This window comes from Streptococcus equinus, assembly GCF_049393805.1.
Lineage (GTDB): Bacteria > Bacillota > Bacilli > Lactobacillales > Streptococcaceae > Streptococcus > Streptococcus equinus.
In genome coordinates this window covers 757248-770411 of record NZ_CP185763.1, presented here as the reverse complement: position 1 = coordinate 770411, position 13164 = coordinate 757248, and the positions used below count along the sequence as shown (strand labels likewise).

The window sequence follows — 13164 nt, the reverse complement described above, 5'->3', positions numbered from 1 at the left end:
GTTTTTGGAAAAGATATAGCATTACTTTTTAGTTTAATGTATTTATCTTATCGGCATAAGCCAAAATTAAACGTTAGGTATCATCTTTTTTATGCTTTATATCCGATTATTGTTTTTACCGTTCTTCAAAGAATCTACGGCTATTTTTTGTATGAGTTTTTAGACATTAAAATATCACCATTTCAGTCAATGTCAGTAGTGATGCTTTCAGTATTACTTGTTCCACCGATACTTTATTATTTGTTATCCAAATGGTTGAATATTGATATTTCAAATGTCAGAAAGACCTTGAAAAATTACTTAAAGGCTAAAACTATAACAGTAATTAATTGTTTAATGTTGTTTTATTATTTTGGTTTTGATCTTTTACCATTAGTAGCGCCTTTTAATAGTGTTGTGGCTAAAAGAATTCATGAATGTGGTTCATTTATTTATTTTATTCTTCTCTTTATCTTCCTCTTTTACCTCAATTTCCGTCATGGGCAAGAGCAGAAAAATGAATTGCTTCGCAATCAGGAGATGGAGCTTGCAGCACTTGAAAATTATAGCAAGCACGTGGAAAGTTTATATCAAGAAGTTCGCAGTTTTCGTCATGACTACGCTAATGTCTTAATGAGTTTGAAGGTTGGAATTGACCAAGGAAATCTGGATGACATCAAGAAAATTTACGACGAAATCACAGCCGATTCAACGAAACTGGTCAAGAATAATAAATTTGACTTGACTCGTTTGGCTAACATCACAGACAGCGGCGTCAAAAGTCTCATGTCAGCTAAGTTTTTGCAAGCTGAAAATCAAGGGATTGCGATTAGCTTGGAAGTTGCTGAAGAAATGGGAACTCCAAAGATTCCATTGATTTCCTATATTCGATTTTTGTCAATTTTGTTTGACAATGCCATAGAAGGAGCTTTGGAATCTGCGGAGCCAAAAATCTCAGTCGCTAACTTTTACCAAGATGGTGACTTTGTTTTCATGATTGAAAATTCAACCAAGGAAAAATCGGTAGATTTAACTAAGATTTTTGAGCGTGGCTACTCAACCAAAGGAGACAATCGTGGACTTGGTCTAGCCACACTAATGGATTTCCAAGATGACTACGAAAATCTGTCGGTTGAAACCCACAGTTCAGATTGCACATTCACACAAGTAGTGAGAATATACGAGGGAGAGAGTAGATGATTGAGATTATTAGATTTATTATTACAGTTCTTTTGAATTTTTTTGGATATATCATAATAGGTTTTCTTTTTCAACAAATAACTAAAACTAAGATAACCCTCCTTGAGTGGTGTGCAATAATAATGTTTGTTCAAATTGGGGCGATTGCTTTTGGTGTTTTAGCTGGTAATACTTTAAAGATAGGATTATTAGTTATAAAAGATATTGTCATTATTTTAGGTTTTATGCTGATATCATATAGACATAATCCAAAATTAGAAATCAGATATCATATTTTTTATGCCTTATATCCTAATAATCTTTATATGATTATACAAGGAGTGTTTGGCTATACAATAATGGGACTTTTTTCAATAAAAATAACTCCGATGGCAGCTCAAGTACATTCTTGGCTAGTTTGGCTCATTACAACTATAGCTATTTTTGTTCCACCAATTTTTTATCACTTGCTTTCGAAATGGTTAAATATAGACATTTCAAATGTCAGCAAGACTATTAAGTATTATGTTAGTCCGAAAATGCTGGGAATTGTAAATGTTTTAATGCTAATGTTTTGTCCAGGAATGGAATGCTTTGCGGCTATAGCTCCTTTTGAGGATATGTCAACGAATAGAAATATTTATAGAGCAGTTATCTTCCTCTATTTCATTCTTCTTTTTATTTTCCTCTTTTACCTCAACTTCCGCCATGGTCAGGAGCAAAAAGAAGAACTGTTGCGTAATCAGGAGATGGAGCTTGCAGCACTTGAAAATTATAGCAAGCACGTGGAAAGTTTATATCAAGAAGTTCGCAGTTTTCGTCATGACTACGCTAATGTCTTAATGAGTTTGAAGGTTGGAATTGACCAAGGCAATCTGGATGACATCAAGAAAATTTACGACGAAATCACGGCCGATTCGACGAAACTGGTCAAAAATAATAAATTTGACTTGACTCGTTTGGCTAACATCACAGACAGCGGCGTCAAAAGTCTCATGTCAGCCAAATTCTTGCAAGCTGAAAATCAAGGGATTGCGATTAGCTTGGAAGTTGCTGAAAAAATGGGAAATCCTAGCATTCCATTGATTTCCTACATCCGAATTTTGTCAATTCTGTTTGATAATGCCATAGAAGGAGCTTTGGAATCTGCAGAGCCAAAAATCTCAGCTGCTAACTTTTACCAAGATGGTGACTTTGTTTTCATGATTGAAAATTCAACTAAGGAAAAATCGGTGGATTTAACTAAGATTTTTGAGCGTGGCTATTCAACCAAGGGAGAAAATCGTGGCCTTGGCCTAGCAACACTGATGGATTTCCAAGATGACTACGAAAATCTGTCCATCGAAACCCGCAGCTTAGATTACACATTCACACAAGTAGTGAGAATTTACGAGGCGTAATTTCCCTAAAAAGCTAATTTTTGTCCTCTTAGGAATGTTTTTTGTCCTTTTAGGAATTGGGTGTTAAATTGGCACGAAAAAAGGGTATGATAGATATGGTTATCAGAGGATAACTTCTTAGTTGGAGCATTGACGAATTAGATTTTTGTTCACTTTTGCTTTTTGGGTTAGTGGCAAATGAGTTTAGAAATCTTAAGAGTTTTATTGATCAATCAATCTGCTATTTCAGGTTAGTTGTTATTGGAGATTAGGGGAAAATAATAGCTGACATTATTGTCAAGTATTAGTTTAACTTTTGACATCTGTTTTTCAGAGAATACTTACAATACTTTTAAAATCATTTCTGGGGAAGATAAAGGTGATTTATGCGCTAGTATTAGTGTTTTTCTGGGAGAAAAATCCATCCATAAAAAAAGAACTACTTGATATTAAAAGGAAATAGTTTGATGAAATTGTAGAGAGCAAGACGAGCGGAGCACTAGTATCCTTCATCGACCGCACACCAACCCTTTCTACACATCGAGTCATGAGTATTGATTTTAGAAGATAAGACGTTTTTGTTTGCAACTAATAGTTTTTTAGTCCCTGTCGGTCGATAGGGATTTTTTATATGTTACAATAATAGATGATCAATGATGTTATTGTTTAAGGGAGAAAACAATGATTGATATCTATGTATTAGAAGATAATGTAAATCAGCAGTTCCGTATTGAAAAAATGATTGGAGATTTACTCGAGACAAATCAGTGGGAAACTCGTCATTTTGATTTATTTAGTGAACCTGATTGTTTAACTAACCTAGTTGAGGAGTCTTTTCCTCAAATTTTTTTCCTGGATATTGATATTCATGGAGATAATACCAAAGGAATTGAAGTGGCTAAGGCGATAAGGAAAAAATCACGCACAGCGACAATTGTTTTTGTGACGACTCACTCTGAATTCATGTTATTAACTTATCGAGCGCAAGTTAGTGCACTTGATTTTATTGATAAAACAGATAAAGATGATGCGATAAAAGATAACTTAAAAAAATGCTTGCAAAAGGTCTTTGAGGACCAAGGTTTTAACATTCCTAAGGAAATATTTGTTTTTGAAAATAACAAAACGAAAATCCGCATTCCCTTGGAAGATATCCTTTATTTTGAAACCGCGGAAAGTCATCGCCTGAAGTTGATTACAAAAACTGGACAACGTCATTTTTATGGTTCAATCAAAGAAGTGATGCAAGCTAATCAGAAATTATTTAGATGTCATAAATCATATCTGATTAACCTAAATAATATTGTTAGGTTAGATAAAAAAGAAGGTTTGGTTTATTTTGACGATGATAAAGCCTGTTATGTTTCTAGAAAATATATCAAAGACTTAAGGTCAAAAATGGAAAATCTGAAATAGAAAAAACACCAGCTTGTTAGTTGGCGTTTTGTGTTTTAAAAAGGAAAGGACGGGATTTGAACCCGCGTGTGAAAGGATTCCACTTGCCAGATTTCGAGTCTGGTGCCGTACCAAGCTGGGCCACCTTTCCAAACTCTAATAGTGACGTGAAGTGTGCTTAATCAAAAATATTAGCTATGTCACCATTTCTAAAAGACAATGCCATTATACTCCTTTGAAGTAAAAAAGCCAATCAAGTGAAATCTTTTGGCTTGATTACTGAATAAACGCCCATTTTTTGCTATAATGGGACTATCAATCAAAAAAAGGAAATACATTTGCAAGGTAGAATTATCAAGTCTCTAGCAGGTTTCTATTATGTAGAATCTGATGGAGTTGTTTATCAAACACGTGCGCGTGGAAATTTTAGAAAAAAAGGTCAAACACCTTACGTCGGTGATTTCGTTGATTTTTCAGCAGAAGACCATTCAGAAGGTTATATTTTAGCAATTCATGACAGAAAAAACAGTCTTGTTCGCCCACCAATTGTCAATATCGACCAAGCGGTGGTCATCATGTCAGCTAAGGAGCCTGATTTTAATGCCAATTTGTTAGACCGTTTCTTGGTTTTATTAGAGCATAAGGCGATTGAACCAATTGTTTATATTTCAAAAATGGATTTATTGACAAGTCCTGATGAGATTGCAGCGATTCAAAAACAATACCAAGAAATTGGCTATCAATTTTGCACATCTTTAGACGAATTGCTTCCGCTCTTGACGGACAAAGTAACTGTCTTTATGGGACAGACAGGTGTTGGAAAATCAACATTACTAAACAAGATTGCTCCTGATTTGAAACTAGAAACAGGTGAAATTTCAGATAGTCTTGGGCGTGGTCGACACACGACACGAGCTGTTAGTTTTTATAATGTCAACGGTGGTAAAATCGCTGACACGCCAGGATTTTCATCACTGGATTACGAAATAACTAATGCAGAAGACCTGAACAAAGCTTTTCCAGAGCTCCGTCGTTTAAGTCGTTTGTGTAAATTCCGTTCATGTACGCATACTCATGAACCATCGTGTGCGGTCAAAGACGCCGTTGAGTCTGGAGAACTTTGGCAGTCACGTTATGATAACTATCTTCAATTTCTCAGTGAAATTGAGAATCGTCGCGAAACATATAAGAAAGTTGTAAAAAGAAAGTAGGTACTTATGTCAAACAATAAAATCGCTCCATCAATTTTAGCTGCTGATTATGCTAACTTTGCTTCAGAATTAAAACGTATTGAAGAAACAAGTGCTGAATATGTGCACATCGATATTATGGATGGCCAATTTGTACCTAACATTACTTTTGGTGCAGATGTTGTGGCTAGCATGCGTAAACACAGCAAACTTGTTTTTGATTGCCACTTGATGGTTGTCAATCCCGAACGCTTTGTTGATGCTTTTGCACAAGCTGGTGCTGATATCATGACAATTCATGCAGAATCAACCCTTCACATTCATGGTGCCCTTCAAAAAATTAAAAAAGCTGGCATGAAAGCTGGTGTTGTTATCAACCCAGGAACACCTGTTTCAGCTATTGAACCTGTTTTGAGCTTGGTTGACCAAGTGCTTATCATGACAGTTAACCCAGGATTTGGTGGTCAAGCTTTCATTCCTGAAATGCTTGAAAAGGTTCAAAAAGTCGCTAAAATTCGTGACGAAAAAGGTTACGATTTTGATATTGAAGTTGACGGTGGTGTAGATAACAAGACTATTAAAGCTTGTTATCAAGCCGGAGCTAACGTCTTTGTTGCAGGATCATATCTCTTTAAAGCAAGCGATTTAGCCGCACAAGTAGAAACATTACGTGTGGCCTTAGATGATTAAAGTAGCTGTGTTTGCTGGTGGTCAGTTAGCAGATTTCTCCACTGGTTTTGATGTTTATGTTGGTGTCGATAGAGGCAGTTTATTTTTGATAGAAAATCAGCTTCCGCTTGATTTAGCTGTTGGTGATTTTGATTCTGTCAGTCAGGATGAATTGCAGTTGATTAAAAAAACAGCGAAAGCTTTTGTTCAAGCATGTCCTGAAAAGGATGATACTGATACTGAACTTGCTTTAAAAAAAGTATTTGAGCAATATCCAAAGGCTCAAGTCACGATTTTTGGAGCGTTTGGTGGACGAATTGACCACATGATGTCAAATCTATTTTTACCAGGAGATGTTGACATAGCACCATTTATGCGACAAATAATTTTACGAGATAAGCAAAATAGTGTTCAATTTTATCCTGCTGGAACTTGTCATGTTATGCCAGAAGATGGAATGACTTATGTTTCGTTTATGGCTGATGGCGATGCTGATTTAGCTATTTCAGGTGCAAAATACAATTTAGATGCAAGTAATTTTTTCAAGAAAAAAATTTATTCAAGCAATGAATTTCTTGACCAGCAGCCTATCACAGTTACCTTAGACTCAGGTTATCTCATCGTTATTCAAAGTAAGGATAGGTAAAAATGTTAGTAATAACTTTATTAGTGGCAATTGTTAGTCTTGTTTTAATCGCTTATCTTTTGATGAAAGTTGCCAAACTGACTGATGAGATGTCACAAAAATTAGATGACAATGCAGATAATCTCTCTGATCAAATATCGTATCAACTTGATTTAGCACAAAAAGATCAAGTTTTGGCTTTAAATAGCCAACTGAATCGTCTGCAAAATGATTTATATACACAATTGAATGACATTCGTGATGTTCTTCATAAGAGCTTGAGTGATAATCGTGATCGTTCTGACCAACGTCTAGAGATTATTAATCGTAATTTGACAAATTCGGTCAAAGAGATGCAAGCATCTAATGAAAAACGCCTCGAAGAAATGCGTCAGACTGTTGAAGAAAAACTTGAACAGACTCTACAGAATCGCTTGCAGGCTTCTTTTGAAACAGTCTCAAAACAGTTAGAATCTGTAAACCAAGGCTTGGGTGAAATGAAAACTGTTGCTCAAGACGTGGGAACTTTAAACAAGGTTCTTTCAAATACCAAAACTCGTGGTATTCTTGGCGAATTGCAACTTGGTCAAATCATTGAAGACATCATGACGCCAAGTCAATATGACCGCGAAGTTCCAACGGTTTCTGGTTCGAGCGAGCGTGTCGAATACGCGATTAAATTGCCAGGTGTTGAAGATGACGGACATGTCTACTTGCCAATCGATTCGAAATTCCCTTTGGAAGATTATTATCGTTTGGAAGATGCTTATGAAAGTGGTGATAAAGAGCAGATTGAACTTTATCGCAAATCACTTTTAAACAGCATCAAACGTTTCGCTAAAGATATTAATAAGAAATACCTTAACCCGCCTGAGACAACGAATTTCGGAATTATGTTCTTGCCAACAGAAGGTTTGTATTCAGAAGTGGTTCGCAATGCAAGTTTCTTTGACAGTTTGCGACGTGATGAAAATATTGTTGTTGCTGGTCCATCGACCTTATCAGCTTTGTTAAATTCACTTGCTGTTGGTTTTAAAACTCTTAATATTCAGAAAAATGCTAATGATATTAGCAAAATTTTGGGCAACGTTAAAGTGGAATTTGGGAAATTTGGTAGCATGCTTGCAAAAGCGCAAAAACAAATCAATACCGCTAATAATACCCTAGACAGTTTGATTTCAACTCGTACAAATGCTATTATCCGTGCTTTAAATACAGTTGAGTCTTATCAGGATCAAGCGACAACGAGCTTACTTAACCTCCCGCCATTAGAAGAAGAGGACAATCATGAAAATTAATCAAATGAAAAAGGATGAACTTTTTGAAGGGTTCTACTTGATAAAATCTGCAGAGCTTCGTAAGACAAGAGCTGGAAAAGATTATATTGCATTTACTTTCCAAGATGATAGTGGTGAAATTTCTGGTAATCTTTGGGATGCACAGCCATACAATGTCGAAGAATTTACTGCTGGGAAAGTCGTTTATATGAAAGGGCGTCGTGAGGTTTATAATGGTACGCCTCAAGTGAACCAAATTTCTTTGCGTAACACGCGAGAAGGTGAGCCGAATAATCCACGTGATTTTAAAGAAAAATCACCTGTGGATGTTTTAGATGTTAAAGAATATCTTGAACAAATGATGTTCAGAATTGAAAATGCTGTTTGGCAACGTGTTGTTCGAGCACTTTATCGTAAATATGATAAAGAGTTCTTTACATATCCAGCTGCCAAAACAAATCACCATGCCTTTGAGTCTGGTTTGGCTTATCACACAGCAACAATGGTGCGTTTAGCTGATTCAATTGGTGATGTTTATCCTCAACTTAATAAAAGCTTACTTTATGCGGGAATTATGCTACACGATTTGGCTAAAGTCATTGAGTTAACGGGTCCAGATAATACAGAATATACCGTTCGTGGTAACCTGATTGGACACATTGCCTTGATTGATGAGGAAATCACGAAAGTTCTTACTGAACTAAATATTGACGATACCAAAGAAGATGTGATTATTCTTCGTCACGTTGTCTTAAGTCACCACGGATTGCTTGAATACGGAAGCCCTGTTCGCCCTCGTGTTATGGAAGCTGAAATTATTCATATGATTGATAATATTGATGCTGAAATGATGATGATGACAACAGCTCTAAGCCGAGTCGACGAAGGTGAAATGACAAATCGTATTTTTGCTATGGACAATCGCTCATTCTACAAACCAAAATTGAAATAAGACAAAAAAACTGTATATTTTAATGTTTTGCTTTCTAGAATGCCTTTACATTAAGGAAAAATATATAAAATGAACATTTTTTTATAAAAATGTTCGTTTTTTTCGCTTTCTTATGTTATAATGACAAAAACAGATACTTAAAAGATGGAGAAATTATGAAATTACGACGTAGTGAACGCATGGTTGTCATCTCCAACTATTTGATTAACAACCCTTATCAATTGACAAGTTTGAATACTTTTGCCGAAAAATATGAGGCAGCAAAATCTTCTATTTCAGAAGATATCGCCATTATCAAAAAAGCTTTTGAAGAATCAGGCATCGGCGAAATTGAAACAGTAACAGGGGCAAGTGGAGGTGTCATTTTTACACCAGGAATTTCTGAAGAAGAAGCAAGATCGGTTATCGAAGGTTTGCGAGACAGCATGTCAGAAAGCAACCGTATCCTTCCAGGTGGTTATATTTATTTATCAGATTTGCTTAGTACCCCTCGCATTTTACAAAGCGTGGGACGTATTATTGCGAATGCTTTTAAAGGACACAAGATTGATGCTGTTATGACAGTTGCGACAAAAGGTGTTCCGCTTGCAAATGCTGTAGCGAACATTTTGAACGTACCTTTTGTTATCGTTCGTCGAGACCTTAAAATTACTGAAGGTTCAACTGTTTCAGTCAATTACGCAAGTGGATCAAGTGACCGCATTGAAAAAATGTTCTTGTCTAAACGTAGCTTGAAACCAAATAGCCGTGTCTTGATTGTCGATGACTTCCTTAAAGGTGGGGGTACAATTTCTGGTATGGTTAGCCTTTTGACTGAATTTGATAGTACCCTTGTGGGTGTTGCAGTCTTTGCTGAAAATGCACAAGAAAAACGTGACCGCATGAACTACAAATCATTGTTGAAAGTTTCAGAGATTGACGTTAAAAACAATCATGTTAAAGTTGAACTTGGTAACATTTTTGACAAATAATTTTCAGAGGCGAGAGCCTCTTTTTTTGTTGCAAAAAGTTCTTGGTAATTTATTTCTTAAAAATGTTAAAAATAAGCAAAATCATTTGACGAATTGCTTGTTATGTGGTATTATTAAAAACGGTACTTTTTACTTTTGGTCTCTCCAGAGTGTACAGAGACGTGCTGACAAATGTTGCAAAGTACACATTTTAGATAAGGACTGTCACCAAGCGCCTTATCAACCAAAATAAAAATCTTACAGGAGAAAAGTAGATGCCTACAATCAACCAGTTGGTACGTAAACCACGTAAATCTAAAGTTGAAAAATCTAAATCACCAGCTCTTAACGTTGGTTACAACAGCCACAAAAAAGTTCAAACTAACGTATCTTCACCACAAAAACGTGGTGTTGCAACACGTGTTGGAACAATGACACCTAAAAAACCTAACTCAGCCCTTCGTAAATTCGCTCGTGTACGTTTGAGCAACCTTATCGAAGTTACTGCATACATCCCAGGTATCGGACACAACCTTCAAGAACACAGTGTTGTTCTTATCCGTGGTGGACGTGTAAAAGACCTTCCAGGGGTACGTTACCACATCGTTCGTGGTGCACTTGATACTGCAGGTGTTGCTGACCGTAAACAAAGCCGTTCTAAATACGGTGCTAAACGTCCTAAAGGATAATAAGAAGGGAGATAAGAAAGAATGAGTCGTAAAAATAGAGCGCCAAAACGCGAAGTATTGCCAGATCCATTATACAATTCACAACTTGTAACACGTCTTATCAACCGTGTTATGCTTGATGGTAAACGTGGTACAGCTGCATCAATCGTATATGATGCATTTGAACAAATTAAAGAAGCTACTGGAAACGATGCACTTGAAGTATTCGAAACAGCTATGGAAAACATCATGCCTGTTCTTGAAGTACGTGCACGTCGTGTCGGTGGTTCTAACTACCAAGTCCCAGTTGAAGTTCGTCCAGAACGTCGTACAACTCTTGGACTTCGTTGGTTGGTAAACGCATCACGTGATCGTGGTGAACACACTATGAAAGATCGTCTTGCAAAAGAAATTCTTGATGCTGCTAACAACACTGGTGCTTCAGTTAAAAAACGCGAAGATACACACCGTATGGCAGAAGCAAACCGTGCATTCGCACACTTCCGCTGGTAATCAGCAAAATAATGATACGAAGCTTCGAATACATTTAACTTGTTTTACTACTGGTATTCGGGCAGTGTTTAGTCAAACTTTTTTGGCAAAACAGTATCAAATTTAATAAAACATCTTTAGAACGGGTAGGTCCTGCCTATCCGTTCTAAAAGTATGTTATAATAAAGTAGTAAACTAAATATAAAATAGGAGAAAAAAATGGCTCGCGAATTTTCACTTGAAAAAACTCGTAACATCGGTATCATGGCTCACGTCGATGCTGGTAAAACAACAACAACTGAGCGTATTCTTTACTATACTGGTAAAATCCATAAAATCGGTGAAACACACGAAGGTGCTTCACAAATGGACTGGATGGAACAAGAGCAAGAACGTGGTATCACAATCACTTCTGCCGCTACAACAGCGCAATGGAAAGACTACCGTGTAAACATCATCGACACACCAGGGCACGTGGACTTCACAATCGAAGTACAACGTTCTCTTCGTGTTCTTGACGGTGCGGTAACAGTTCTTGACTCACAATCAGGTGTAGAACCTCAAACTGAAACAGTTTGGCGTCAAGCTACTGAATACGGTGTTCCTCGTATCGTATTCTCAAACAAAATGGACAAAATCGGTGCTGACTTCCTTTACTCAGTAAGCACACTTCACGATCGTCTTCAAGCTAACGCTCACCCAATTCAATTGCCAATCGGTTCTGAAGATAGCTTCAGCGGTATCATTGACTTGGTTCGCATGAAAGCTGAAATCTACACTAACGACCTTGGTACAGATATTCTTGAAGAAGACATCCCAGCTGAATACGTAGATCAAGCTAACGAATACCGTGAAAAATTGATCGAAGCAGTTGCGGAAACTGATGAAGAATTGATGATGAAATACCTCGAAGGTGAAGAAATCACTGAAGCTGAATTGAAAGCTGCTATCCGTAAAGCAACTATCAACGTTGAATTCTTCCCAGTTCTTTGTGGTTCTGCCTTCAAAAACAAAGGTGTTCAAATGATGCTTGATGCGGTTATCGACTACCTTCCAAGCCCACTTGATATCCCTGCAATCAAAGGTGTTAACCCAGATACAGATGAAGAAGAAGAACGTCCAGCTTCAGATGACGAACCATTTGCAGCCCTTGCGTTCAAGATCATGACTGACCCATTCGTAGGTCGTTTGACATTCTTCCGTGTTTACTCAGGTGTATTGAACAGCGGTTCTTACGTTCTTAACACTTCTAAAGGTAAACGTGAACGTATCGGACGTATCCTTCAAATGCACGCTAACCACCGTAACGAAATCGAAACAGTTTACGCTGGTGATATCGCCGCTGCTGTTGGTTTGAAAGATACTACAACTGGTGACTCATTGACAGATGAAAAAGCTAAAGTAATCCTTGAATCAATCGAAGTTCCAGAACCAGTTATCCAATTGATGGTTGAGCCTAAATCTAAAGCTGACCAAGATAAAATGGGTATCGCTCTTCAAAAACTTGCTGAAGAAGATCCAACATTCCGTGTTGAAACTAACGTTGAAACTGGTGAAACAGTTATCTCTGGTATGGGTGAACTTCACCTTGACGTCCTTGTTGACCGTATGAAACGTGAATTCAAAGTTGAAGCAAACGTAGGTGCTCCACAAGTATCATACCGTGAAACATTCCGTAAAGCTACACAAGCACGTGGATTCTTCAAACGCCAATCTGGTGGTAAAGGTCAATTCGGTGATGTTTGGATTGAATTTACTCCAAATGAAGAAGGTAAAGGATTCGAATTCGAAAATGCTATCGTTGGTGGTGTCGTTCCTCGTGAATTCATCCCTGCAGTAGAAAAAGGACTTCAAGAATCTATGGCTAACGGTGTTCTTGCTGGTTACCCAATGGTTGACGTTAAAGCTAAACTTTACGATGGTTCATACCACGATGTCGACTCATCTGAAACAGCCTTCAAGATCGCTGCATCTCTTGCACTTAAAGAAGCTGCTAAGACTGCACAACCAGTTATCCTTGAACCAATGATGCTTGTTACAATCACAGCTCCAGAAGAAAACCTTGGTGACGTTATGGGTCACGTTACAGCTCGTCGTGGACGTGTTGATGGTATGGAAGCTCACGGTAACAGCCAAATCGTTCGTGCCTTCGTTCCACTTGCTGAAATGTTCGGTTACGCAACAGTTCTTCGTTCTGCAACTCAAGGACGTGGTACATTCATGATGGTATTTGACCACTACGAAGACGTTCCTAAATCAGTTCAAGAAGAAATCATCAAGAAAAATTCTGGTGAATAATAATTAATAAAAAGGATGCTCAATAGAGCGTCCTTTTTTGCAATGAAAACGGTAATAATATTTGCAATTTTAGCGAAATAGTTATATAATAAAAAGCGTTGAAAGGTTGAT

At 37.2% G+C, this 13164-nt stretch carries 12 protein-coding genes and 1 tRNA gene; 12 read left to right on the top strand and 1 reads right to left on the bottom strand.

Annotated elements, in window-relative coordinates; translation table 11 throughout:
* Nucleotides 1-189 precede the first annotated feature (189 nt).
* From ACN0NP_RS03755 to ACN0NP_RS03745, 3 genes are all read left to right on the top strand, one after another.
* Complete coding sequence (locus ACN0NP_RS03755) at nt 190-1179, top strand: sensor histidine kinase (RefSeq protein WP_423217581.1); 990 nt, start codon at nt 190-192, stop codon at nt 1177-1179.
* Nucleotides 1176-2558 (top strand): sensor histidine kinase, encoded by a 1383-nt coding sequence (locus ACN0NP_RS03750; protein WP_423217580.1) that lies wholly within the window; start codon nt 1176-1178, stop codon nt 2556-2558. Before ACN0NP_RS03755 ends, ACN0NP_RS03750 begins: the two co-directional genes overlap by 4 nt.
* Before the next feature lie 660 nt (nt 2559-3218).
* Nucleotides 3219-3953, top strand: coding sequence for a LytR/AlgR family response regulator transcription factor (locus tag ACN0NP_RS03745; protein WP_423217579.1), 735 nt, complete (start codon nt 3219-3221; stop codon nt 3951-3953).
* Between the two features lie 41 nt (nt 3954-3994).
* Here ACN0NP_RS03745 and ACN0NP_RS03740 read toward each other — a convergent pair.
* Nucleotides 3995-4083: transfer RNA gene (locus ACN0NP_RS03740), tRNA-Ser, on the bottom strand.
* A 187-nt stretch (nt 4084-4270) separates the two neighbouring features.
* Between ACN0NP_RS03740 and rsgA the strand changes: the two genes are divergently transcribed.
* The 9 genes from rsgA to fusA all read left to right on the top strand — a co-directional run bounded on the left by rsgA (nt 4271) and on the right by fusA (nt 13053).
* Nucleotides 4271-5143, top strand: a complete 873-nt coding sequence (rsgA, locus tag ACN0NP_RS03735) for a ribosome small subunit-dependent GTPase A (RefSeq protein ID WP_006531894.1) — start codon at nt 4271-4273, stop codon at nt 5141-5143.
* A 6-nt stretch (nt 5144-5149) separates the two neighbouring features.
* Nucleotides 5150-5812: a ribulose-phosphate 3-epimerase gene (gene rpe / locus ACN0NP_RS03730; protein WP_423217578.1), complete on the top strand. Its 663-nt coding sequence runs from the start codon at nt 5150-5152 to the stop codon at nt 5810-5812.
* Nucleotides 5805-6437, top strand: coding sequence for a thiamine diphosphokinase (locus tag ACN0NP_RS03725; RefSeq protein ID WP_024343527.1), 633 nt, complete (start codon nt 5805-5807; stop codon nt 6435-6437). Before rpe ends, ACN0NP_RS03725 begins: the two co-directional genes overlap by 8 nt.
* Nucleotides 6438-6499: 62 nt before the next feature.
* Nucleotides 6500-7714: a DNA recombination protein RmuC gene (gene rmuC / locus ACN0NP_RS03720; RefSeq protein WP_371851905.1), complete on the top strand. Its 1215-nt coding sequence runs from the start codon at nt 6500-6502 to the stop codon at nt 7712-7714.
* Nucleotides 7704-8645: a 3'-5' exoribonuclease YhaM family protein gene (locus ACN0NP_RS03715; protein ID WP_024343528.1), complete on the top strand. Its 942-nt coding sequence runs from the start codon at nt 7704-7706 to the stop codon at nt 8643-8645. Before rmuC ends, ACN0NP_RS03715 begins: the two co-directional genes overlap by 11 nt.
* Before the next feature lie 155 nt (nt 8646-8800).
* Complete coding sequence (purR, locus tag ACN0NP_RS03710; protein ID WP_021143167.1) at nt 8801-9616, top strand: pur operon repressor; 816 nt, start codon at nt 8801-8803, stop codon at nt 9614-9616.
* Between the two features lie 254 nt (nt 9617-9870).
* Nucleotides 9871-10284, top strand: coding sequence for a 30S ribosomal protein S12 (gene rpsL / locus ACN0NP_RS03705; protein ID WP_003066537.1), 414 nt, complete (start codon nt 9871-9873; stop codon nt 10282-10284).
* A 21-nt stretch (nt 10285-10305) separates the two neighbouring features.
* The gene (gene rpsG / locus ACN0NP_RS03700) at nt 10306-10776 is read left to right on the top strand and encodes a 30S ribosomal protein S7 (RefSeq protein WP_004233289.1); all 471 of its coding nucleotides are present in this window, start codon (nt 10306-10308) and stop codon (nt 10774-10776) included.
* Nucleotides 10777-10974: 198 nt separating this feature from the next.
* Nucleotides 10975-13053 (top strand): elongation factor G, encoded by a 2079-nt coding sequence (gene fusA / locus ACN0NP_RS03695; RefSeq protein WP_021143166.1) that lies wholly within the window; start codon nt 10975-10977, stop codon nt 13051-13053.
* Nucleotides 13054-13164 lie beyond the last annotated feature (111 nt).